Source organism: Paenibacillus woosongensis (assembly GCF_030122845.1).
Taxonomy (GTDB): Bacteria; Bacillota; Bacilli; order Paenibacillales; family Paenibacillaceae; genus Fontibacillus; species Fontibacillus woosongensis_A.
The window spans coordinates 4,165,925-4,188,881 of the sequence record NZ_CP126084.1; the positions used below are offsets into that span (position 1 = coordinate 4,165,925).

A 22,957-nucleotide genomic window follows, 5' to 3' on the forward strand; every position below is an offset into this window, starting at 1 on the left:
AAGCACTTTCATTATAAGAGAGCCAGACGGCGACTTTTACCCGTCAATCTAAAGTTGATACTTTGAAAACTATAGGAGCCCGGTTTAGATTTCTAAGATTTCTAAGATTTCTAAGATTTCTACATCAGCCGCTTCTCTACCGGAATGATGAACAGAATCTCCGTTCCCTCGCCCAGCCTGCTGCGAATATCCAAAGTCAACTGGTCTTTGTAAAACATTCTGAGGCGATAGATGACGTTCTGAATGCCGATGCGCTCCCCCATCTCTTCCTCGCCCTCCAGGTAGCGGTACAGTTTCTCGACCTGCTGGTCGGACATGCCAACGCCGTTATCCCGTATCGCGCAGATCAACTCGTCGCCGGACTGCTTGATTTCCACCTCGATTTTTCCGCCTTGCTTCAAAGGTTCGATTCCGTGGATGCTTGCGTTCTCTACGAAGGTAACGATGGACATTTTGGGAATCAATATCGAAGAATCAGCTTCGTTCGCCACGACCGTATATTCAATTTTCTCGCCAAACCGGTATTTCTGGATTTCCAGGAAGCAATAAATGAATTCCAGCTCTTCCTTCAAAGTAACCATATCCTTCCGCCATACGAGAGAATTGCGGAAAATCTTCGCCATATTGTGAATGATCCTCGCGGTCTCCTCCTCGTCCTTCATCAAGCTCCGCATACGGATCGTCTCCAGGGCATTAAATAAAAAATGAGGATTGATCTGGCTTTGCAGCGCATTCAATTGGGCATGACGGCGTTCCAGCTCCAGATTCTTCTTCTGGATGTCAGCTACGTATACGTTATTGATCAGACTCTGGATCTGCAGGGTCATCCGGTTGAACTCGCCGGTTAATTGGCCGATTTCATCGCGGGAGCCTTCATCCTGGATCGTCTCGAAATGCTGGTTTTTTACCTTCTTCATATGCTTCAAAATACGGATAAGCCTTACATTGAGCCATCGGGTGATCCAGACGATGATCAAGGTCGGCAGCAGAATATTGAGGCAAGTCAGCAGCACGATGAAATTTCGGTTCTGCCTGACCTCCTGGAATACTTCATCCTCGGAAATTCTCCCTACAATGCTCCAGCCGTTCAAATTATTGCTCTGCCCGTAATCTTTGTGAAATTCGATCGTTCTCTCCGGGGCGACGACCTGATCGAAAGGGATAGCGCCTGCATGCAAATCGAGATTGGCGTCGTTAGAATATTCAACCTCCCCACGTTCATTCAGCAGGTAAAGGCGACCCTGCAAATTCAAATTATTAAATATTTGCCGGATGACCGACATGCGCAAATCGATTTTCAGGAAATGCCCGTTCTCTTGCCGCGAAAAATAATAGTAATCCATCCGGCGGATGACGCTGAACGTATCCAGCTGGCCATCTTGACCCGTGCGCATAAAAATCGGCGCAGACTGCTTGGCCGTGGATATTTTTTTGTACCAATCCTGCTCCTTGACGTTCTGATCAATGTAGACAATGCCGCCCGAGTACAGCAGCGTGGGATTATCGACATATACGGTGATTGCCTCCACGGAATTATAAGCCGGGCTGGAGGTGTTGATAATCCGCCGCAAATAAGAGTCGTAGGCCTCCACATACTCGGCAGGATGCTCGTATTCCGTCTCAATGATCTCGTTCAGGAGATGATCGGTATAAAAAACGGAAGATACCTGCAGGGTATCTTCCACTTCTTGAAGAAACTCGTTCTTGACTTGTTCCAGTGCCCGGGAAATGTCCTGCATCCGCTGATTTTTTACGCTCGTCGTAGTCACGTTATAGAAAATGAAATTCGTAAGCAGTATCGGCACGAACACGCATAGAAAATAGAGCAGCAGCATCTTGTCCCGCAGCCGGACATTATTCAAATTGGGTATCATCGGCCCGTCCTGACGGACGCCCCTCCCTTCACTAGCCGCGAACGGTATTCGCTCGGCGTCAGCTTCTCCAGCTTCTCGAACTGCGTCACGAAATAATCGGGATTGCTGAAGCCTACGCGGTCGGCGACCTCATATATCCGCATATCCGTTTGGCGAAGCAGCCGCTTGGCCTCACCTATTCTTAATTGCAGCAGGAAATCGTTGAAATACACGCCATAGGTTTTGCGGAACAATTGTCCTAAATAAACAGGGTTCATGTAGAATTTGGCAGCGATCGATTTCAAACTAATATTCTCGTGGTAATGCTCTTCGATATAAGCGCGGATTTTATGGATACCGCCCTTTTGCTGCTCTTTGCGCAAGACGCTGATATACTGGCCGCTCTCCTCGGCAAAAGCGGTAAAAAGACGCTGGAGCTCCTGCAGGGACAAGTTCAAATCATGCCAGCCGACAATCGGGTCCAGCGAGACAAGCGACCGTTCGTCTCCGTCCATGCCGCGAATAATGTCGATTACGCCGAGGACGCATTGATGAATGTTCATCTTCACAGCCTCAGGAGCATATCGCTTCTCCTGAAAACGCCGGAACATCTGCTTAATCGAACGTCCAAGCTCCTCCAGGCGATATTCCTCAATCTGCTCAATCAAGCGATGGTATAGCTCCTGATCGACCGGCACATACTGGACCGTGCATTCGCTCGTTTGGCTATGAACCACGATGCCGTCATGGTCGTGAACATATTTATATAACAATGCCTCTTTGGCGCTTTCATACGCGCGGCGAAGGCCAGCCAATCCCTGAACCGGGCAGCTGGCATATATAAAGACGCGCCCCTCCCGGATCTTTATCCTGGTGTGAAGCGCTTCTGCAAACGAACGGATGTTGTTATGGAACGGCTTGAGCAGGCGTTCAGGCACGATCACCCCGACGCGGCTGCGGTGCTCATGAAGGTAGAGCGGCTGTTCTTCACCTACGATTTCCTGCAGCGTTTTCTCCACCTGCTCCATAAACTGGTAAAGAGGCAGCTCTTCCCCTCCCTGCCGCCACGGATGCAGATCATTCAGTTCCACGAACATATAATACAGGCAATCGCCGCTAGTCAGGTTCAGCTGCTCCTCCCAATTCGAGATGAATTTCTCCCCAGCTTCATTCCTGATAATCGACTCGATCATCGCCTGATTCTCCAGCCGCTGCTCCCGCTCCTTCCCTTCCCGCTCCTCTTGAAGCCGGCCGCTCAGCCTACGCAGCATTTCAGTGAATTCGCCCTCATCGATCGGCTTGAGAATAAAATCATGAACTCCGTAGCGAACGGCCTGCTGGGCATAGCTGAAATCGTCATAACCGCTAATAATGACAAACGCAGGCGGCTCCTCATCCTCTTCGATCAGCTGACGGATCAGCCCCAGTCCATCCAATACCGGCATGCGGATATCGGTGATAACCAGATCGGGACGCTGGGACCGAATCAGCTCCAGCGCGTCCTCCCCGTTGTCAGCTTCGCCGGATATCTGGAAGCCGCTAGCCTCCCAATCGATTAACTTGATTAATCCCTTCCTCGTAAACACCTCATCATCCACAAGAATGACACGATGAAGTTCCATCGGTATGCCTCCTCTCTGCCGGCTGCAATCCATACAGCCGGCACATGATGCTGGTGGTGCTGTCAACGTTATGACAAGGAAATTCCAAAATAACGGACCGCGTTATGATAGCAGATGTCCTGAACGATGCCGCCAATATAATCATAATCCGCCGGCAGCTCTCCTTCTTCGATCCACTCCCCGAATAACCGGCATAGGACGCGCCGGAAATATTCATGTCTTGGCAGGGACATGAAGCTGCGCGAATCTGTCAGCATGCCGACGAAGGTACTGATGACCCCAATTGAGGATAACGCTTTCAACTGCTGCAGCATTCCCTCTTTCTGGTCATTAAACCACCAGGCTGAGCCAAGCTGAAGCTTGCCAGCGCTCTCGCCGGATTGGAAATTGCCGATCGTTGTCGCAAGCATCTCATAATGATAAGGATAAAGACTGTAAACGATCGTCTTAGGCAAGCGATTGCCCGTTTCCAATTCATTCAAAAAAGCGTTCAAAGATGCCGCCAAATGATAATCGAGGATGGAATCGTACCCGCTATCCTTGCCGATCGTCTTCAGCATGCGGTCGTTATTGTTGCGGATGGCGCCAATATGCAGCTGCATGGCCCAGCCGCGGTCATAATACATTTCACCCAAGCGAAGCAGCGTAAACGTCCGATAGCGATTTTCTTCCGATTCCGTCAGCATTTCTCCGCGGAGCGCTTTGGCAAAAATTTGTCCGGCCTCCCGTTCCGTCGTTCGCTCAAAAGGGAAAGCCCCAAATCCATGATCTGACAAGCGGCAGCCTTTCGCATGAAAATAATCGATTCGATTCTTCAGCACTTCTAACAGATCCTCGTAGCTCCCAACCGTGCAGCCGGCTGCCTGACCTAACTCTCTCATATATTCCTGGAATCCCGGAGCCGTAATATTCAAGGCCCGGTCCGGTCTAAAAGTCGGCAGAACCTTGGCTGCAATCTCCTCGTTGTTTGCAATTTGCCCATGCGCCGCCAATGTGTCGGCTGGATCATCCGTCGTACACGCAACCCGTACGTCGAACTGCTCTAGTATGCCTGCCGCGCGAAGCGACTTCTCCTGCAGACGTTCGTTGCAGCGATGCCAGATTTCCTCGGCATTCTCTTCGCTCAGCCGCTCCTCAATGCCAAAATAACGGGCGAGCTCCAAATGGCTCCAATGGTAGAGCGGGTTGCCGACAAGCCGTGGAACAGCACGGGCCCAAGCCATGAACTTCTCCTGGTCCCCAGCCTCTCCCGTAATGAGCGATTCATCGATGCCCAGCCAGCGCATCGCCCGCCATTTATAATGATCCCCATCCAGCCATAGCTCCGTCAAATTGCGAAACTGCTTGTTCGCCGCCACATCTGCCGGATTCAAATGATTGTGATAATCGTAAATCGGCATTCCCGCTGCATATTCGAAGTACAGCTTTTTTGCACTATTGTTCGTGAGCAGTAAGTTTTCCGTGTAAAAATGTGTCATTTCCATCCCCCTGACAAAATATATTCGTTGCTTCCTAATCATTATGATAATTCTTGATGAATACCAGTTCCATACTACCATACAAGTGTGGTAGTATGGAAGGAGTAAGGAGGTGATCGATTGAGAGGATGGAATCCCCCTATGCAAGAATCGGCCGGGAATACCGTGTACAACGAATTAAAGAAGCAAATCGTCAATATGGAGCTGGCTCCGGGAACTACGTTGTCTGAGAAGGAAATGTCGATCACTTTTAATGTGAGCCGTACTCCCGTGCGGGAGAGCTTTGTCCGGCTTGCCCAGGAAGGACTGGTGGTAGTGCTTCCGCAGCGCGGCACGCGGGTGTCCCTGATTGATCCGGACCTCGTTATGGAAGCCCAATTTATGCGGGAGCAGCTGGAGCGGGCCGTGGTCGGGCTGGCTTGCAAGCAATTCCCTGAGAAGCTGCTCGAAGAACTCGGCAACAACTTGTCCCTGCAGCGGGAATCCCTGATGAAGCACGATGGGATGGCCATGTTCGAGTTGGATGAGCAATTTCACCGTATCTTGTTCGAAGGGGTGAACAAGCTCGGGACCTGGGGCGTCATTCAACAAATGAACGCTCATTTGAACCGGAGCCGAATCCTGTGGATGAGAACCGATCCCCATTGGGATCATTTATTCGAGCAGCACCGCGGTATATATGAAGCAATTTGCCTAAAGGATGAAGCCTTGGCAGAGCGCCTGATGCAGACCCATCTGGCTCTTAGCATTTATAATCTCGGCCTGCTGCAGGAGAAATTTCCCGATTATTTTAATAACCAAACAAAAATTCATTAGGCGGTGAAGGCATGCGTATGGTATTTCGCTGGTTCGGCGAGAACAACGACACAGTTACGCTGGATCAAATTAGACAAATCCCTGGAACAGAGGGTATCGTGTGGGCACTTCATGATGTGCCCGCCGGAGAAGTATGGCCGCTCGAGCGGATTCAGGAAATCCGCGACTTAGCCAGCAAGTACGGCTTGCATACGGAAGTCGTCGAGAGCGTGAACGTCCACGAGGATATTAAGCTTGGGCTTCCGACCCGGGATCAATATATCGAAAATTACATTCGCACAATCGAGAATCTGGCCCAAATCGGCGTTAAGGTCATTTGCTACAATTTCATGCCGGTATTCGACTGGGCGAGAACGGATTTGTTCAAAGAGCTGGAAGACGGCTCAACCGCTCTATTCTTCGAGAAGGAGAAAATAGACGGGGTAGATCCATTCGAACTCGTAAAAATCATCAATCAGAACAGCGATCTTACGATGCCAGGCTGGGAGCCGGAACGTCTCGCACATCTCACTTCCTTGTTCGAAGCCTACCGGGACGTTACAGAGGAGGATCTGTGGGATAATCTTAAATATTTCCTGGATAGAATCGTGCCCGTCGCGGAGAAGAACGGCATATTAATGGCCGTCCATCCGGATGATCCGCCATTTGCGATCTTTGGATTGCCGCGAATCCTGAATGACCAGGCCGGCTTCCGCCGCCTGCTGTCGCTCCATGACAGCCCGGCCAACGGCATTACACTGTGCACCGGGTCGCTCGGAGCCAAGCCAAGCAACGACATCATCTCCATGATCCACGAATTCCAGGGGCGGATTCCGTTTACGCATATCCGTAACGTTCGCGTCATGGATAATGGGGATTTCATCGAGACCTCCCATAAAACCTCTGACGGCACGGTCGATATCAGCGGCGTTGTGAAAGCGTATTATGACACCGATTTCACAGGCTACTGCCGTCCTGACCACGGCAGACATATTTGGGGCGAGCAATGCCGTCCGGGATACGGACTGTATGACCGCGCTCTCGGAATCATGTACTTATGGGGACTATGGGATGCCTATTCGAGACAGCAGGCACAATCCCCTAAAGCTGGGGAGGGGATTTAACATGTGTGCATTGCCTAAGCATTCTTCCCTTGAAGGGAAAACCGCGGTCATTACCGGCGGCTCCGGCGTGCTCTGCCGGGCCATGGCGCAGGAGCTCGCCCGGCAGGGAGTCAAGGTCGCCATTCTTAACCGCACGAAGGAGAAGGGAGAAGAGGTTGCAGCAGCGATTCAAGCGAGCGGCGGCCAGGCGATCGCCGTCGCTTGCGACGTTACCGACGAGGCCAGTGTCCGCGAAGCGGAGAAGATCGTCCGGGAGCAGCTGGGCCCTTGCGATATTCTGATCAATGGAGCCGGCGGCAATCAGCCTAGCGCCAATACGACAAACGAAATTTTCCGCTCCGAGGATTTGGCAAATCCGGACATCACGACCTTCTTCGACCTGAGCATTCCTGGAGTAAGAACGGTATTCGACTTGAACTTCGTCGGCACCCTCATTCCTACGCAGGTGTTCGCCAAAACCATGCTCGGCCGCCCAGGAGCAGTCGTGCTGAACATTTCTTCGATGAGCGCACCTTGCCCAATGACTAAAGTGCCGGCTTACAGTGCAGCGAAAGCGGCGATCAATAACTTTACGCAGTGGCTCGCCGTACATTTGGCGGAATCGGGCATCCGCGTCAATGCGATTGCGCCCGGGTTTTTCCTGACGGAACAGAACCGCAACCTGCTTACCAATGAGGACGGCTCGCTGACCGAGCGTTCTCACAAAATCATTACGCACACGCCGATGCGGCGCTTCGGCGTACCGGAGGATCTGCTCGGCACGCTGCTCTGGCTCGCCGATGCGGATACGTCCGGCTTCGTTACCGGAACAGTCATTCCGGTGGACGGCGGCTTCATGGCTTATTCGGGAGTATAAACAAGCTTTGAAAACTATAGCACTTTCCCCATGCAATTAAACATGTTGTTCTTAAACCTCCCGGACCCATGCGGGGATCTTATATACTGAATCACATTCCGGACTCGGATGAATACCATTTTGTATGCAGGGGGAGTATCATGTTCAGCGAAAATTATGTTATTCAGCAATCTAGCGGCGACGGCGCCTTTCAGCTCGTCCACGAGGGAGCGTCCGCAGACATCTACGTGTCCGATGAGGATCATGCCGGTGTCATTCGGGCGGCGAAGGATCTTCAGGCAGATGTGGAACGGGTGTCCGGACGCAGCCCCATGCTTATGCATGATCACAAGCTGCTGGCTGGGCACGCCGTCCTAATAGGTACGATCGGCAAAAGCCCGGTCATTGACGCGCTGATCGCGAAAGGCAAGCTGGATGCAGGCGAGGTTGCCGGGAAATGGGAATCCTTCGTCATCCAGACGGTAGCCAGCCCCCTGCCAGGCATCGAGCAAGGGCTGGTCATCGCCGGCAGTGACAAAAGGGGAACCATCTTCGGCATTTACGACGTGTCTGAAAAAATCGGAGTGTCGCCCTGGTACTGGTGGGCTGATGTTCCTGTCGCCCGGCGCGGCAGTCTCTACATCCAACCCGGCACCTATAAACAGGGAGAACCATCCGTAAAATACAGAGGAATATTCCTCAATGATGAGGGGCCGTCCCTCATGGCTTGGGTACGGGGGAATTTCCGTGATTTTACCCATGAATTCTATGAGAAAATATTCGAACTGCTCCTTAGATTGAAAGCGAATTATTTATGGCCGGCGATGTGGGACAACACGTTTTACGAGGATGACCCGCTGAACGCCGAAATGGCCGACCGGTACGGCATCATCATCGGAACTTCCCATCACGAGCCGATGCTGCGCCCGCACGGGGACTGGAAGAAGCATAAGCAGGGCCCTTGGGATTATTCAATGAACGAAGAGGTGCTTTACCGCTTCTGGGAGGAAGGCATCCGTCGCAGCCGGGACTTCGAGAGCATCGTCACGCTCGGCATGCGCGGCGATGGGGACGAAGCGATGGGCGGGCATTTGACCTTTGAGGAAAAAATCGCCCTGCTGGAGAAAATCGTCAGCGACCAGCGGAAGATCATTGCTGAACAAACCGGCCGCGACGCGTCTGAAGTTCCGCAGCTGTGGGCGCTGTACAAGGAAGTACAGGATTATTACGAGCACGGCATGCGTGTGCCCGATGATGTTACGCTGCTCTGGTCCGATGACAATCACGGCAACCTGCGGCGCGTCCCTACTTCAGAGGAAAGGGAACGCTCAGGAGGCGCAGGCATATATTATCACCTTGATTACGTCGGCGGCCCGCGTTCTTATAAATGGATCAACACTGTGCCGGTGCCCAAGATCTGGGAGCAAATGCACAAAGCCCACGAATACGGTGCAGATCGCATCTGGATCGTGAACGTAGGCGATCTGAAGCCGATGGAATTTCCGATGGAATATTTCCTGCGCATGGCCTGGGATATTTCCCAATTTACGAAGGACAATGCCTGGGATTGCACCGTCCATTGGGCAGAGCAGCAATTCGGCGCCAAATATGGCGAAGCCGTAGCGGAGATTTTGACAGGCTATGCCAAGTTCAACGGCAGAATCAAGCCCGAGCTGCTGAACGCTGTGGAGCTGTACAGTCTGACGGATTACAAGGAAGCGGAACTGGCGGTTACAGAGCTGAAGGCCATTTCCAGCCAAGCAGAGCGGCTGCATGAAGAGCTGCCGGAACCGCTGCGAAACGCCTTTTTCCAATTAGCCCTCTATCCGGCCAAGGCTTCCGCGCAAATGCTGGAGCTGCATCTGCAGGCCGCGCGAAGCCGCTTGTATGCCCGTCAAGGAAGAAGGGCGGCCAACATCGCCGCTCGGGAGGCGGAGCTGATCTTTGAAGCCGATCGCGAGCTGACTTTGGCTTACAATAAAATGCTCTCGCAGGGCAAATGGGATCACCTGATGGATCAGACCCATATCGGATACACCTACTGGAACCAGCCCTCGGTCAATGCGATGCCGGAGACGGGCACGGTTGACGCCAAGGATTACGCTGAAATGGGGATCGCTGTCGAGGGCTCGGCCGACGTATGGCCAGAAGCGAATACAGCATGCCGCCTGCCCGTATTCGACGGATTTACCCGGGAAGCTCGGTACATCGATGTCTTTAATAAAGGCAGCGAGCCGTTCACTTTCCGCGCGGCAGCAGGAGCTCCCTGGATCAGGCTGTCCCTATCCGCAGCAGAGGTCGTCTCGCAGAAACGGATTTGGGTCGATATCGACTGGGCTGCTGCGCCAGTCGGCCATGATGTGCAAAGCGAAATTATGATCAGCGGCCCAACGGGGGAAGAAGTCGCGGTGCAAATCGTCGTCTTCCATCCTGCCGAGCCAACCCGCGACTCGCTGATCGGCCATATCGAAACGGGCGGCGTTATCGCCATCGAGGCGGAGCATTACTCCGCAAGCCGCAGTGCAAACGGTGCGGAGTGGCAGCCGATTGCAGGCTACGGACGCACCTTATCCTCGGTTGCCGTATTCCCGGTAACCGGGCCTAGTGCAGAGCAGCCGAATGCCGGGAACTCGCCGAGCCTGGAATATCCCGTGTACATGACAAGTACGGGGGAGGTTAGCGTCACGCTGTATGCTGCTCCATCCATTGATTTTGTACCTGGACAGGGGCTGCGGATCGGCGTCTCCTTCGATGACGGACCCGTGCACATTGCCGAACTGATCGCGAAGCTGCCTGACGGGGGATTCGATGAACGCGACTGGGAGCAAAGCGTCATTTATAACATCCGTATCGGAACAACGCGGCACCTTATCGAGCAGCCGGGCTATCATACGCTGCGGCTTTGGATGGTTGATCCGATCGTCGTCCTGCAGAAGCTCGTAATCGACACCGGCGGTCAGAAGCCAAGCCTGCTCGGCCCGCCGGAGAGCTATTACAACGGGCTGCCCGCAGGAACGGCGCCATGGTCCCCGCAGGAGGCCGACCGGGATGGCTTCGATCCGTTCGTTGTGCCCGGCGTTCTAGGCGGCTGCTGCACCTCCCCCGAAGAGAAGCTGGATATTTTTGTGCAGCAGAGCGGCTTATACACGCTGAAGCTTGCGGCCATCGTGAAGCCGGGCGATAAGCCGATGCTCCGGCTCCGTATCAACGGGCGCGAGCTGCCTGGGCCGATCTGCTTGACGCCGGCCGAGAACGGGAGCGGATCCCTGCGCTATGTCGCAGAGAATATCCCGCTCGAGGCGGGCCGGCATTCGCTGCAATTTACGGCCGAGCGCTGCCGCGCCCTGAACGGGGAGATGCAGCTTGAGCTCGCTGCGCCGGATCGCCTGCGCATTCGGCCATCGCTGCAGCGCGGCGGGCTGCTGCCGGAGAAGCCGCTAGTCGCCCAGGTCGGCTTGCTCGGCATCGACGGGCGCTGCAGCTGCAGCTATGCGCTGACCATCTCGCTCTACAGCGAAGACGATCACCTGCTGGACGAGGCAACCGTAACGGGCATTGTACCGCGCAGCGGCGAAGAAGTGCAGCGCGTCTGCCTAGCCGGTTCACGGCCGAGGAACGAGTCCCCTGGTTTTAGTGGCCAGGCGATGAGCAGCAGCGAAGCCTTTGATCATGGCGATTCACTAAACGGCGACGAAGTGGGGAACTGCCATGCAGCTTCCCGCTACAAGCTGAAGCTTGCCGTAACTTATGACGGCATCACGCGGACGCACTGCTCGAACTGGATTCTTTGATTTTCTTATATAGGCTTGCAGAGAAAATAGCTGCCGGGATCCCCGGCAGCTATTTGTGATTAAGCATGATTGTTTGTTGGTTTGTTGGTTTGTTGGTTTGTTGGTTTGTTGGTTTCGGATCGACGTTTGCTCCCTTTCCTCGAAGGCATCGGGTCCAGAATGATATTGCTCCACGATTTTTCGGTACTTTTCCCAATTCGGCGTCTTTACACCTTCGCCTAGTGTAGTAGGCTGAGTAATGATCCAGCTAGCGGTGGCCGGCGTTACATGACGGTGGTCAAATTGCTAACGGACACAGAAGGCGCTATTTCGATCATTTCGGCGATTTTCGGATTGTTACGGACCCAGGGGGCCTTATTAGGCAATAATCAGCTAAATTTTGATTGCTTGTAAGCAAATAAGGTCCTCTGCGTCCGTTAGTCCTTTATTTTGGGCAATTTCTCTGAAATAGCGGAACCTGTGTCCGTTAGTAATCCGCAGCCAGCACGACTGCACACCCACCCGGCATGCACACCGTTCGCCTACCTACGACTGGCTCGCCAAACGCAAAGGTCACACTATCAGCCTACCTACGACTGGCTCGCCAAACGCAAAGGTCACACTATCAGCCTACCTACGACTGGCTCGCCAAACGCAAAGGTCACACTATCAGCCTACCCACGACTGGCTCGCCAAACGCAAAGGTCACACTATCAGCCTACCCACGACTGGCTCGCCAAACGCAAAGGTCACACTATCAGCCTACCCACGACTGGCTCGCCAAACGCAAAGGTCACACTATCAGCCTACCTACGACTGGCTCGCCAAACGCAAAGGTCACACTATCAGCCTACCTACGACTGGCTCGCCAAACGCAAAGGTCACACTATCAGCCTACCTACGACTGGCTCGCCAAACGCAAAGGTCACACTATCAGCCTACCTACGACTGGCTCGCCAAACGCAAAGGTCACACTATCAGCCTACCCACGACTGGCTCACTCACGCAGGAGCTCATCGCTCACCGACTGTCGGCTCACCCACACATGTGCACACTACTCACCCTGCCTACTACAGGCCCGCCCACAAATAAGCACACTGCTTCACACTGCTTGCTAGCCAATCCGCGGCGCTTCAGCAGACACCCGCTATGTGCTGCCGCCAATCCGAACTGTGCCCACTCCTCCAAGCTTCATCCTGTAGTTTGCAGCAGGCTTGCCTTCCCGCGCTAGCGACGATGCTGCTCCAGCCACTGGACGCCGTAATCCACAAGCTCTCTCTGCGGCATTAGCATCACGCTGGCACCGGCGATTTGTCCGCGAATGATCCGCCCGCCTGAACGCTCAAAATCTGCACCCAGCCGGTCAAAGTCAGCCGATTCGTAGTCCAGATCCATGTAGCTAATCCATTCTCTTACGCCTTCCTTCGTAACAGGAGCCTTGCATTCCACTATTTTTTTGCCAGGATAGCTTGCCCGGTGCTCTGAAAGATGAAGAGATGTGTTTCTCTCATGTCCAACGCCCAGCAGCAGCACCCAGCCATGGCGGTCATAGATCCTGGCCAGCGGTGAATGCTCGCCAAGTCCGTTGTCAAGATCATGCCCCGTCACAATATCGCCAGCATTTGCTCCCCAGGCCGCAAAAGAAACCTGAGGATGACTGCTGCGCATGACACCCCTTTGCTTGCGAAAGGTATCCGGAATCACGCCCATCCATTTGCATGGCGTCATGTCCTCGTCAAAAGGGGGCATTTCTGCCCGAATGGTCTCCCACCAAGACTCCGGGACCGGCGGATTCTCCCAGCCTGAAGGATCGCTTAAATCCGGAGTATGCGTCGGCATAACCAACGTGCCGCCCATCCCTACCGCCTTCTCCAGAGCGAGAATGACGGATACCGGCCCCCCGAGCACCCATTGCCCCAGGGATTTGAACGAGGAATGCACGATCAGCGTCATCCCCTCTTGCACGCCGAGCTGCTTTAAATCCTGCAGCAGCGTTTCAACTGTAATTAATGTTCCTTTGATTTCTTCCATTGTATTTTCACCTTTCCCAATTCAACCGCTTATTTCCGTTTGAACATCTCCGAAATCATATTTCCGCGGCCTATTCGCGCCGGCTTCTCATCCCGTTCAGCAGCGTAATCTCATCGCCGGATTGTACGAAACGTTCGTATTCGGGCGTCTCCATGCCATAAATGGCAATCCGGCCTTCAGCGTCATAATGAACACCAAAGCCGTATTTTTTCGGAAGCTGGGAAGCCCTTAGGCAGGCATGCGATTTGCTGAACAGCGCATCCCAAATCTGCTGGCGGTTCGTTTCAAGCTCATCGGCCGGGATGTTTTTATGCCTAATATGAATTTCGAACAACAGCTGCTCATGCGTATACCGGTAAGGATAACGGCTTAAGAGCTCATACTGGATAACGTGAATGGGCTTATAGCTCGTTTTATGCTGTGGAACGACGCTGCTGGTTACGGGACAATCCGGCGATACTTTAATGAAAGTATTCTTATAGCTCATCGTTTTTCAATCGCTCCTTTTTTTACTGCTTCAGCATCCAATAGTATAAAGTAGCATCCGCTCATAGCGAATTAGCACTTCAGGCCGTCTCCTATTCGCATTTGGTAACATCCCCGGCTTCAAGCAGCGGCTCATACATCATCAGCGCATGGTTCTCGGTAATATAACAATCTTCGATCAATTCGGCGTCCAAGTTGTAGACACGGCGGTAGATCAAATTATGCCTAATATGGCCGCCCCAGTATTCGCGCGTAATCCGATGTTCCCTCTCGTAGACCTCGTAACGGTACAAGGAAGGACTTGCTGCGCGAAGCTCTCCCACAAGATTCTCATTATTTAGAAATACATGCAATTGCACAGGCTCATCACTTGGGTTGTAAAGCTTCAAATCCAAATAATTGTACGAGCATGTCGCCCCGCTGCCAAACGGCTGGGTGCGGCCGGAGTCCGGGAATACATCATAGCTGTGGCGATGCCGCTCCCTTGTTTCGAGAGGAGAATGAAGCGCCATCCAGTACAGCAAATTCGTAAGCTGGCACAGCCCTCCGCCTATCCCATGCTTAAATTTACCATAATGGAGGACCATGCCGTCAACGTAGCCTTTTCGCCGGGAAGGCTTGCCTCCCCCCCTCCAAAAAGAGAACGTCTCTCCAGGCTGCAAAATCAAACCGTCGATCCGGGCTACCGCCAATTTGAGATTCGTGATTTTATTGTGCTGCAGCCACATATCGACATCCTTCAGCTGTCTCAGCAAAGGGCTTTGATGCTCGGAAATGACATGCGGCAGCAAATCACGGCTGCGGGTGCCGGTTATTTTGTCTTCGCCCAGATACCATTCCATATACCGCCTAAAACGATAATATCGCGTGCCAAGCCAGACCCGCAGTTTAGATCGCCTTACAGGCTTCATCGCTTCACTCATTCTGCCTTCCCTCCCTGGCTCCGTATGTATTCCAGCACAATCTACTTTATTAAACAGTCCTTTCACCTAAAAAGTTGCAAACCTGCCCGTTTTCCAGATTCACTCGCAACACTTTCGACAATTTTCACAGTTTCGCAAAAAATTTCGATAATATTTTCCTTACCGACAGGATTATTGGAATGATTTGCCGAATAGTACCTTTTGGTGAACGAAGACGACCGTCTCTCGTTCTTTTGAGATTGTGATTTTATGTTATGTTCCGTGAAACCTAATGTACAAGATTCAGGAGGAAGCTATGAAGTTCGGATTTAAACGCAAGAACCAACGTTATACTGTTCTCGTCGTTCCTGAAGGCTCCCAGCCGGTCTTTCGTCTGAAAATGACTTCCACATATTTGCTTGCCGGCTTAGTCGCCGCCGCCGTGCTGCTCGTTACAGCGCTCGTCCTCTTCACGCTGAACCGGAGCCATGCCTTTAAGATCGCCGCTTTGGAAGCCAAGCTTACGGCGTCCTCGGAGCAGCTACAAGCGACCGTCAGCGATAAGGAGCAGGAAATCGACCGCTTGCTGCTTCAACTGGTAGAGCTCTCCGAGAAATCCAAAACATTGGAAACGAAAATGACGGAGCTTGAGCGGTTGGAGGCCGAGCTGAAATCCATTACGAACGGAGAACGCGCAGGGAGCGGAATCCAGTCCGCTTCGGCTTTGTCATGGCAAAATTCCGACGCCGGATGGAGTACGGAAGGCATGGGCGGCGAGCTCATCCCTCTGAGCGAAGAGGATATCGACTCCCTTATTGAAGAGACGAGGGAGAGCATATCCGCCTCTTTGGAGGAAATGCCCGCTCTGCAGGCAAGGCTGGAACAAACCAAAGAAGCTGTAACAGAGTACAAAAAAATGATGCGCATATTACCGACGTACTGGCCTGCGGATTCTTTGACAACCACCTCGCCGTTCGGCAAGCGGCTCGATCCGTTTACTGGCAAGCTGACGCTGCATAACGGCCTGGACATCAAAGGAAACATCGGCGATTTGATTTACGCCGCGGCTGACGGAACCGTTGCCGATGCCGGATACAGCACCTCGCGCGGCAATTACGTCACCATTAGCCACCCGTCTGGCTTATCGACAAATTACTTGCATCTTCATGAGATTTCAACGGCAAAAGGAGAAAAAGTGAAGCAGGGCGACGTGATCGGCACGCTAGGTTCGACCGGACGCAGCACGGGTCCCCATCTGCACTTTGAAGTGGTGAAAAACGGTGTAATGGTCGACCCTGAAATATATTTAATCAAACCGGAAAAGGATGAGGATGAATAATGTTCAAAAGCAAGGCCGTTCCCGTGAAATTAGATCCCGATACGACCGATACACTGGTAGGTGAAGGCAGCAGCTTCGAAGGCAATATTAAATCGGATGCGAGCATCCGGATCGAAGGAAAGGTAACGGGGGATATTGAGTGCAAGGGCGATGTGACGATCGGAGAGAAAGGGCAAGTGCAGTCCAATATTTCCGCGCGCAACGTTATTATTGCCGGTACTGTGACCGGGGATATTCAGACGAAGAGCAAGCTTTCCATTACGTCAACGGGAAAACTGTTCGGCAACATCGAGGTCGCCAGCCTGTCTATCGAGGAAGGCAGCGTTTTTGAAGGCAGCAGCCGCATGAGCAGCCAGACGGATACCGCACCAAGCGCCAGTAAGGAGGCCGCTGCCACTTCAGAAAAGAAATCAGAGAAGAAATCTTAATATTCGTTCGGCCGCAAAAAAAGGGTTGTCCCATTCAAAAAGGACAGCCCTTTTGTGTTTCTTCATTTACATTCGTGCTCCTCCATCAGGCTAAACATTGCCTTCCTCGGGGCTGGCGCCCACAGACCAGGACTCCAGTGTAATTGACGGCTCCGCCTTAAGCTCCCAACTGGAGAACTCGCCGCTTTTCCATTTCAAGTAGGCTGCGGCCCCGATCATGGCGGCGTTGTCTGTGCAGTATTTCAAAGGAGGGATGACCAGATCGATCCGCTCCTTCTCGCACCGCTCGGCTAATGCCGTCCGCAGCCCCCGGTTCGCGGCAACCCCGCCGCAGAGCAATAACTGTACCGCTCCTGTCGACTGTACCGCGCGAATTGCTTTCTCCACCAGCACCTCGATAACCGACTCCTGAAAACCGCGGGCTATGGCCGGGCCGTAGCCTTCCTCCCCGCGCATTTTATGCTGATTAACCGCGTTCAGCACAGCCGACTTCAGCCCGCTGAAGCTGAAATCACAGGAATCCGGCTCCAGCCAGGCCCGCGGAAGCACCTCGACGGTCTCCGACTCAAGCGCCAGCTTGTCGACATGCGGGCCGCCGGGGTAAGGAAAGCCAAGCGCTCTCGCCACCTTGTCATAAGCCTCCCCGACAGCATCGTCTCTTGTGCGGCCGATGAGCTTGAAGCTGCCTTCCCGCTCCATCAGTACAAGTTCGGTATGCCCGCCGGACACGACAAGCGCAATCGAAGGATATTGAATTTCCTGCACCAGCCGGTTCGCGTAAATATGCCCGGCAATGTGGTGCGTGCCAATCAGCGGCTTATCGATGGCAAAGGCCAGACTCTTGGCCGCCATAATGCCAACCAGCAAAGCGCCGACAAGTCCGGGACCTTCCGTCACAGCCACGGCTGATAAGTCCTGAAGGGAAATGCCGGCCTCCCGGACGGCTCCCTCCAGCATGAGCGTGATACTTTCCACGTGTTTCCGGGACGCCACCTCCGGCACGACTCCGCCGAATGCCTGATGTGTCTCGATCTGGCTCGCAATTAAATTCGAGAGCACCTCGGTCCCATTTTTCACGACGGCTACGGATGTCTCGTCACAGCTTGTCTCGACCGCCAATATATAACAATCCTGCTTCAAATCCAATCTTCCTCGCTTCCTTCCTCTTCGCCTGCCTGCGGCTCCCGCTCAGGCAGCTCGCACCACATAATGAGCGCATCCTCCTGATTGTCGGAATAATACCCTTTGCGGGTGCCGACAGAATGAAATCCAAGCTTCCTATATAAAGACTGGGCGGAATGATTCGTAACGCGCACCTCCAGCGTCATCCGGCGCATGCCTAGCTCGCCTGCCCAATCGATCATCCTGCGGAACAGCAGCTCGCCCAAATGATGACCGCGGTAAGCCGTTCTCACGGCGATATTAGTAATATGCGCCTCGTCAAGAACCGTCCACATGCCGGCATACCCGATCGGGCTCCCCTCGTATTCCATCACCAGATATTTGGCGAAATGATTGAGTGTCATTTCGCTGCGAAATGCCTCCTCGCTCCAGGGCAAAGTGAAGGATTCGTGCTCGATGACCATAATATCGGGAATATCCTCAAGCGTCATCTGACGAAAGGTCACCTTATCCATTTGTATCGACTTTGCTGACTCCATGTCCGGCCCCCTCATGAAATGCTAACGAAGCTTCTTCGCTTCCGCCTCCGCTAACTGGGTATAATTCGGCTCCAGCGCATGAACATCGTCATGGGCTCCGCGGAGAAGCTGCTCCGAACCGATAAGGCCAAGCCAGGCCCCTTCCAGCTCATAGCCGACGATATGCAGCGCGTCTCCCAAGAAAGGCCGGAGCTCCTCAACCGCAGCCTCATGGACCGCCACGTCCCCAACAAACCATACGCCAGCCGGCCTTTGAGCAGAAGGCAGCTCCTGAAGCCGGGCGGCGAGCTCGTCCCGCCAATCGGCCACGAGCCGGATCGCATCCGGGTCCAGGCGGCGCGGTATTTGCCCGATTGCTGCGCTAAACAGCGCAGTATACGCCTGTCCGCGCCGGGCATCGATCAGCGGCACAATCCAGTGCTGGGCGGAATAATCCGCCGCCTCTGCACCAGCCGATAGATTATCATCGTCATCGCGCCCGTACGCTGATTTATTTTCATTGCAGGCATCCGCATCATCGGCTATCTGAGCAATAACCTCAGCAAATTGCTCTGGAGCCTGGCCTGTTCCCCTGGCCAAAGCGCCAAACGCAATCGCCGCCAGGCTCGATACGGCGGATACCGGCAAACCCAAGGACCAGGCCAGCGTCTTGGCCGTCGTAACGGCGATGCGGACTCCGGTATAGGAGCCCGGTCCCACTCCGACGGCGATGCCGTCCAGTTGCTGCTTGCCTACTCCCGCAGCAGCGATGGCTTCCTCCATCGCCGTCACTAAATAAGCGGAATGATTCCGCTCCGCCTTAATATTCCGTTCAGCCAGCAGCTTGCCGCCCTCCATCACGGCGACGGCTAACGACGACGTCGACGTATCCAGCGCCAATAACCGCTGGCGCGGCTCTATCGTATGCTTCATTTAGGTACAGCTCCATTCTGTCTCAAGGTCGTGATCCATTGCTCATAAGGTTCTCCCTGGGCCGTCAAATGCATTTTACGCTCCGAGCCTGGTCCGGCTTCTATATATATGCGCAGCAGCTGTTCCGGCATAATTTCGTCGATAATGCTAGCCCACTCCACCAGCGTCACGCCGTTGCCGTAGAAATATTCGTCCAGTCCCAGCTCCTCCGCTTCCTCCAGCGACAGCCGGTACACATCCATATGATAAAAAGGCAATCTGCCCTCATATTCTTTAATAATGGTAAAAGTCGGACTGTTTACCGTATCCCGAACTTCCAAATGCTTCGCGAACAGCTGGGAAAAAGCCGTTTTCCCCGCACCCAAATCACCGTCCAGGGCAATGACCGTTCCCGGCGTCGCCCGCGCGGCAAGGAAAGCTGCGAGCTGCCCGGTCCCTTCCAAATCCTTCGCCTCGTACACCCATTCGGCCGAAGCTTGATCCAATCCCACTACGATACAACCACCTTTACATACGCAAAATGTATGTCCCCATTATATCGGTCTGCCGCATGACCCGCAACAACTTAGGCCGCAGCCGCCCGGTTATGAGAAGCCAAACTGGACCATACTATGATAGAGATAGTTCGTCAGTTTCCTTGGTACTACGCGCATATTTCCGTCGAACTCGTCATCATCATACACCAGCCAGCCCATCAAAAAATAAATATCGAACACAGAAAGGAGCAATCACAAAATGCATACCGTATGGAAGGGTGCGATCAGCTTCGGGCTTGTACATGTCCCGGTCAAAATGTTCTCCGCCACGGAGGACAAAGACATCTCCATGAAATACATTCATACCGCCTGCGGCAGCCCGATTTCTTATGTAAGGCGTTGTCCAACCTGCGACAAGGATACAACCTGGGAGGAGATTTCCCGGGGCTATGAATACGAGAAGGGCAAGTACGTCCTGTTTGACAAAGAGGAGCTGGAGCAGCTGTCGGCCCAGACCGAAAAAACGATCACGATTCTGGACTTTGTAGATTTGACCGAAATCGATCCGATCTATTTCCAGAAAACCTACTATCTCTCCCCGGATCAAGCGGGGTCGAACGCCTATCAGCTGCTCCTGGAAGCGATGCACCAGTCCGGCAAAATCGGCATTGCCAAAATCGCAATCCGCTCCAAAAGCAGTCTCGCAGCTATTCGCGTCATGGAAGGGTGCCTGGCCGTGGAGACGATCTTCTACCCGGATGAAATCCGGCCGATCGCGCAAGTGCCCAATCTGCCGGAGAACATCAGTGTTAACGATAAAGAACTGTCCATGGCCAAGCTGCTGATTGAACAGCTGTCCACACCTTTTGAGCCGGCGAAATATACCGACGATTACCGTGAGTCCCTGCTGCATCTCATCGAGCAAAAGATCGCCGGTGAAGAGATCAGCCTCGCTCCAGCCAAACCGCAAACCAATGTCATCGACCTGATGGCGGCCCTGCAGGCGAGCATCGAGGCGGTCAAGCCCGTCGTCACCGATCCTGGACCGGCCAAGCGTACCCGCAAAACGGCGGCCAAGAAACCAGCCGCGGGGGCAGGCGGTGAAGATGCTCCGCGAAACGACGAGCTTGCTCCAAAGCCGAAGAAGAGAACATCAAGCAAAGCGAAGAAAACCATCTCCTGAACACTATATCCCCTGCGTAACCGTACAGCTCTCCGGCAGCACGTCGGCCATCCCCTGCAATACGGGGTGGCGCATCGTTCCGCCGGGAGTCCACTCCATGAACTGCACCTTCACTGTAAGCAGCGGCCGGGTCCAGACCGCTCCCTTTATCCGCTGCGGGATGTTGTGAAAGAAGCGCTCCTTCACCGTCAGGACGGATATTTGCTCCGCCAGGCTGCGCCATGCCGGCTGATTCAGCTTGCCGCTGCCCGTATGACCTATATACACAAATTGCCCGTTTTCATCATACACACCCAGCAGCAGGGCATTCATCACACCATCCCGATAGGTTACACCGCCGATCACCGCATATAAATCATAGCCGAGCTTCAGCTTTTGCCAGCGCCCGTCTTTGCCGCCCAAGGCATAGGTGCTATCCAGCCGTTTGCTGACGACTCCTTCCCAGCCCCGCTCCTTCATGACGGCAAACAGCCGCTCTCCATCGGTGTAGCTCGGAACAAGCTGAATCGTCCCGCTGGGAATAATCATCTCTTGCAGCAGCTCCTGCCGGTCGGCCAGAGAACGGCCTGTTACCCACTCTCCGTTGTGATACAGCACATCAAAAATCATATATATGGTTGGGATCTGCTTGACGGCAAACCGTATTTCCGCCTCGCGACGCAGGCTGTCCCGCCTCATGACCTCATGAAAGGACGGCTTGTCTCCGGCAAGCGCAATCATTTCTCCATCAAGAATGACCGAATCCGCGCGGCAATAGGATGAGACATTCATAAACTCGGGATACTGCTTGCTCCGTTCATTGCCCTTGCGGTTAATCAGGCGCGTCATATCTCCGTCGTAGTAGGTGAGTATACGCACCCCATCCCATTTCACCTGCGCTATCCATTCCGGCCCTGCCGGAAGGGTTTCCGTACGTACTGGTTCAAAAGGGACTACCGGCTTCAGCTCCATCCTCCATTCCTCCATTCCCTTGTTCTGCGATCCGGTCACTGATACAAACCGGCGGCAGCGTACCGCCGTTTCTATGCTTCTTTGTCCAAGTCTGCCCATGCCGGGTTACTTCCATTCTTATGTAAAGGGTACCGCTTCTAGTGGTGTTAAGTTCGTTTAAATTGGGTAAGCCTAATAGAAAATAAGGAAATCCATTCATGACAAGGAGCATGCTCATGTCCAAAACGACGAAAGGTACGATTCTCGTAGAGGGTGAGGAAGTCACCATATCCAATCCCGATAAGCTGCTGTGGCCCGAGGCGGGAATTACGAAGAAGCTCTATTTGGAGAAGCTTGCTGAAATCTCTCCCTATCTGCTCCGTTACTGCCGGAACCGCCTGCTTACGACGATCCGGTATCCGGACGGGGTGGGGCGCAAGTTTTTTTACCAGAAAAATGCCCCTGAACCGCTGCCGTCGTTCGTCCGCACCTCGATGCATGAGGGAGTCGACTACGTCGTACTGGACAGCCTGCCGGTACTGTTGTGGCTCGGCAACTTGGCGTGCATTGAGTTCCATCCGTCGCTGCATTATGTTCACGAGCAGCTGCCGTGCGAATGGATGATCGATTTGGATCCATCGCGGGAGGAGGAGCCGCGCATTATGGAGGCCGCGGCCTATGTCGGAGACATTCTGGCCTCTTTGGGGCTTCAGTCGGTGCCGAAGACCTCCGGGGCTACCGGCGTGCAAATCATCGTGCCGGTCGAATACGGCGTAACGTTTGACGAGCTGCGGCTGATCGGACAGTTCGTAGCCCGCTATGCTACGGAGAAATACCCGGAACTATTCACCATCGAACGGCTCAAGAAGGATCGGGGAGACAAAATCTATTTCGACTATTTGCAGCATTATGGCGGAAAGACGCTAGCTGCGCCGTATACTCCCCGGGCACGTCCTACGGCCAACGTATCGACGCCTTTAACCTGGGACGAGGTGCGCAGCAATCCGCTGCCCTCCGATTTCAATCTGCACAATATCGGGGAGCGTTTGAAGCAAAAAGGCGATTTGCTTGCAGAGGTTCCGCCGCAATCCGTCCAGCTGATCCTTCAGCATCTGCGGTAAAGGCGCTTTAG

At 53.6% G+C, this 22,957-nt stretch carries 19 protein-coding genes; 8 read left to right on the forward strand and 11 right to left on the reverse strand.

Annotated features, from left to right (window positions below; all coding sequences use genetic code 11):
* Positions 1 to 119 precede the first annotated feature (119 nt).
* From QNH46_RS19040 to uxaC, 3 genes are all read right to left on the reverse strand, one after another.
* Entirely contained in the window at positions 120 to 1,874 is a 1,755-nt protein-coding gene (locus QNH46_RS19040; protein ID WP_283925614.1) for a cache domain-containing sensor histidine kinase, read from the reverse strand.
* Complete coding sequence (locus QNH46_RS19045) at positions 1,871 to 3,475, reverse strand: response regulator (RefSeq protein ID WP_283925615.1); 1,605 nt, start codon at positions 3,473 to 3,475, stop codon at positions 1,871 to 1,873. Before QNH46_RS19045 ends, QNH46_RS19040 begins: the two co-directional genes overlap by 4 nt.
* A 68-nt stretch (positions 3,476 to 3,543) precedes the next feature.
* Entirely contained in the window at positions 3,544 to 4,953 is a 1,410-nt protein-coding gene (gene uxaC / locus QNH46_RS19050; RefSeq protein WP_283925616.1) for a glucuronate isomerase, read from the reverse strand.
* Between the two features lie 141 nt (positions 4,954 to 5,094).
* Here uxaC and QNH46_RS19055 point away from each other — a divergent pair, with 141 nt between their 5' ends.
* From QNH46_RS19055 to QNH46_RS19070, 4 genes are all read left to right on the forward strand, one after another.
* On the forward strand, positions 5,095 to 5,769 hold the full coding sequence (locus tag QNH46_RS19055) for a GntR family transcriptional regulator (RefSeq protein ID WP_283928501.1): 675 nt from the start codon (positions 5,095 to 5,097) through the stop codon (positions 5,767 to 5,769).
* 11 nt (positions 5,770 to 5,780) lie between these two features.
* Positions 5,781 to 6,872 (forward strand): mannonate dehydratase, encoded by a 1,092-nt coding sequence (gene uxuA / locus QNH46_RS19060; RefSeq protein WP_283925617.1) that lies wholly within the window; start codon positions 5,781 to 5,783, stop codon positions 6,870 to 6,872.
* A gap of 1 nt (position 6,873) precedes the next feature.
* Entirely contained in the window at positions 6,874 to 7,728 is an 855-nt protein-coding gene (locus QNH46_RS19065; RefSeq protein WP_283925618.1) for an SDR family oxidoreductase, read from the forward strand.
* Between the two features lie 140 nt (positions 7,729 to 7,868).
* Positions 7,869 to 11,498, forward strand: a complete 3,630-nt coding sequence (locus QNH46_RS19070; RefSeq protein WP_283925619.1) for a glycosyl hydrolase 115 family protein — start codon at positions 7,869 to 7,871, stop codon at positions 11,496 to 11,498.
* 1,206 nt (positions 11,499 to 12,704) lie between these two features.
* On the opposite strand, the gene QNH46_RS19075 is transcribed toward QNH46_RS19070, so the two are convergent.
* The 3 genes from QNH46_RS19075 to QNH46_RS19085 all read right to left on the reverse strand — a co-directional run bounded on the left by QNH46_RS19075 (position 12,705) and on the right by QNH46_RS19085 (position 14,917).
* Positions 12,705 to 13,508 (reverse strand): AAC(3) family N-acetyltransferase, encoded by an 804-nt coding sequence (locus QNH46_RS19075; protein ID WP_283925620.1) that lies wholly within the window; start codon positions 13,506 to 13,508, stop codon positions 12,705 to 12,707.
* Between the two features lie 70 nt (positions 13,509 to 13,578).
* Entirely contained in the window at positions 13,579 to 13,995 is a 417-nt protein-coding gene (locus QNH46_RS19080; protein ID WP_283925621.1) for a DUF6157 family protein, read from the reverse strand.
* 91 nt (positions 13,996 to 14,086) lie between these two features.
* Positions 14,087 to 14,917: a VanW family protein gene (locus QNH46_RS19085; RefSeq protein WP_283925622.1), complete on the reverse strand. Its 831-nt coding sequence runs from the start codon at positions 14,915 to 14,917 to the stop codon at positions 14,087 to 14,089.
* Positions 14,918 to 15,212: 295 nt separating this feature from the next.
* Between QNH46_RS19085 and QNH46_RS19090 the strand changes: the two genes are divergently transcribed.
* Positions 15,213 to 16,235 carry a M23 family metallopeptidase gene (locus QNH46_RS19090; RefSeq protein WP_283925623.1) on the forward strand — a complete coding sequence of 341 codons (1,023 nt, stop codon included), beginning with the start codon at positions 15,213 to 15,215 and terminating at the stop codon, positions 16,233 to 16,235.
* On the forward strand, positions 16,235 to 16,663 hold the full coding sequence (locus QNH46_RS19095) for a bactofilin family protein (RefSeq protein WP_283925624.1): 429 nt from the start codon (positions 16,235 to 16,237) through the stop codon (positions 16,661 to 16,663). The genes QNH46_RS19090 and QNH46_RS19095 overlap by 1 nt, the downstream gene beginning before the upstream one ends.
* A gap of 90 nt (positions 16,664 to 16,753) precedes the next feature.
* Here QNH46_RS19095 and tsaD read toward each other — a convergent pair whose 3' ends face one another.
* Genes tsaD through tsaE form a run of 4 tightly spaced genes read right to left on the reverse strand, consistent with a single transcriptional unit; the run spans position 16,754 to position 19,721 of the window.
* Positions 16,754 to 17,809, reverse strand: a complete 1,056-nt coding sequence (gene tsaD / locus QNH46_RS19100) for a tRNA (adenosine(37)-N6)-threonylcarbamoyltransferase complex transferase subunit TsaD (RefSeq protein WP_283925625.1) — start codon at positions 17,807 to 17,809, stop codon at positions 16,754 to 16,756.
* Positions 17,800 to 18,324, reverse strand: coding sequence for a ribosomal protein S18-alanine N-acetyltransferase (rimI, locus tag QNH46_RS19105; protein WP_213593474.1), 525 nt, complete (start codon positions 18,322 to 18,324; stop codon positions 17,800 to 17,802). The genes tsaD and rimI overlap by 10 nt, the downstream gene beginning before the upstream one ends.
* 21 nt (positions 18,325 to 18,345) lie before the next feature.
* On the reverse strand, positions 18,346 to 19,236 hold the full coding sequence (tsaB, locus tag QNH46_RS19110; protein WP_283925626.1) for a tRNA (adenosine(37)-N6)-threonylcarbamoyltransferase complex dimerization subunit type 1 TsaB: 891 nt from the start codon (positions 19,234 to 19,236) through the stop codon (positions 18,346 to 18,348).
* On the reverse strand, positions 19,233 to 19,721 hold the full coding sequence (tsaE, locus tag QNH46_RS19115; RefSeq protein ID WP_283928502.1) for a tRNA (adenosine(37)-N6)-threonylcarbamoyltransferase complex ATPase subunit type 1 TsaE: 489 nt from the start codon (positions 19,719 to 19,721) through the stop codon (positions 19,233 to 19,235). Before tsaE ends, tsaB begins: the two co-directional genes overlap by 4 nt.
* A gap of 250 nt (positions 19,722 to 19,971) precedes the next feature.
* On the opposite strand from tsaE, the gene ku reads away from it, so the two are divergent.
* Positions 19,972 to 20,895 carry a non-homologous end joining protein Ku gene (gene ku / locus QNH46_RS19120; RefSeq protein WP_283925627.1) on the forward strand — a complete coding sequence of 308 codons (924 nt, stop codon included), beginning with the start codon at positions 19,972 to 19,974 and terminating at the stop codon, positions 20,893 to 20,895.
* 3 nt (positions 20,896 to 20,898) lie between these two features.
* On the opposite strand, the gene QNH46_RS19125 is transcribed toward ku, so the two are convergent.
* The gene (locus QNH46_RS19125; RefSeq protein WP_283928503.1) at positions 20,899 to 21,846 is read right to left on the reverse strand and encodes an ATP-dependent DNA ligase; all 948 of its coding nucleotides are present in this window, start codon (positions 21,844 to 21,846) and stop codon (positions 20,899 to 20,901) included.
* A gap of 215 nt (positions 21,847 to 22,061) precedes the next feature.
* On the opposite strand from QNH46_RS19125, the gene ligD reads away from it, so the two are divergent.
* Complete coding sequence (gene ligD / locus QNH46_RS19130) at positions 22,062 to 22,946, forward strand: non-homologous end-joining DNA ligase (protein ID WP_283925628.1); 885 nt, start codon at positions 22,062 to 22,064, stop codon at positions 22,944 to 22,946.
* The last annotated feature ends 11 nt before the right edge of the window (positions 22,947 to 22,957 follow it).

Excerpts from the sequence above, each read along its gene's own strand:
- ligD (WP_283925628.1), top strand. The coding sequence starts at position 22,062 with ATGTCCAAAACGACGAAAGGTACGATTCTCGTAGAGGGTGAGGAAGTC.
- QNH46_RS19055 (WP_283928501.1), top strand. The coding sequence starts at position 5,095 with ATGCAAGAATCGGCCGGGAATACCGTGTACAACGAATTAAAGAAGCAA.
- QNH46_RS19070 (WP_283925619.1), top strand. The coding sequence starts at position 7,869 with ATGTTCAGCGAAAATTATGTTATTCAGCAATCTAGCGGCGACGGCGCC.
- QNH46_RS19065 (WP_283925618.1), top strand. The coding sequence starts at position 6,874 with ATGTGTGCATTGCCTAAGCATTCTTCCCTTGAAGGGAAAACCGCGGTC.
- QNH46_RS19090 (WP_283925623.1), top strand. The coding sequence starts at position 15,213 with ATGAAGTTCGGATTTAAACGCAAGAACCAACGTTATACTGTTCTCGTC.
- ku (WP_283925627.1), top strand. The coding sequence starts at position 19,972 with ATGCATACCGTATGGAAGGGTGCGATCAGCTTCGGGCTTGTACATGTC.
- QNH46_RS19085 (WP_283925622.1), bottom strand. The coding sequence starts at position 14,917 with ATGAGTGAAGCGATGAAGCCTGTAAGGCGATCTAAACTGCGGGTCTGG.
- QNH46_RS19040 (WP_283925614.1), bottom strand. The coding sequence starts at position 1,874 with ATGATACCCAATTTGAATAATGTCCGGCTGCGGGACAAGATGCTGCTG.
- tsaB (WP_283925626.1), bottom strand. The coding sequence starts at position 19,236 with ATGAAGCATACGATAGAGCCGCGCCAGCGGTTATTGGCGCTGGATACG.
- QNH46_RS19125 (WP_283928503.1), bottom strand. The coding sequence starts at position 21,846 with ATGGAGCTGAAGCCGGTAGTCCCTTTTGAACCAGTACGTACGGAAACC.
- QNH46_RS19045 (WP_283925615.1), bottom strand. The coding sequence starts at position 3,475 with ATGGAACTTCATCGTGTCATTCTTGTGGATGATGAGGTGTTTACGAGG.
- QNH46_RS19080 (WP_283925621.1), bottom strand. The coding sequence starts at position 13,995 with ATGAGCTATAAGAATACTTTCATTAAAGTATCGCCGGATTGTCCCGTA.
- rimI (WP_213593474.1), bottom strand. The coding sequence starts at position 18,324 with ATGGAGTCAGCAAAGTCGATACAAATGGATAAGGTGACCTTTCGTCAG.
- uxaC (WP_283925616.1), bottom strand. The coding sequence starts at position 4,953 with ATGACACATTTTTACACGGAAAACTTACTGCTCACGAACAATAGTGCA.
- QNH46_RS19095 (WP_283925624.1), top strand. The coding sequence starts at position 16,235 with ATGTTCAAAAGCAAGGCCGTTCCCGTGAAATTAGATCCCGATACGACC.
- uxuA (WP_283925617.1), top strand. The coding sequence starts at position 5,781 with ATGCGTATGGTATTTCGCTGGTTCGGCGAGAACAACGACACAGTTACG.
- QNH46_RS19075 (WP_283925620.1), bottom strand. The coding sequence starts at position 13,508 with ATGGAAGAAATCAAAGGAACATTAATTACAGTTGAAACGCTGCTGCAG.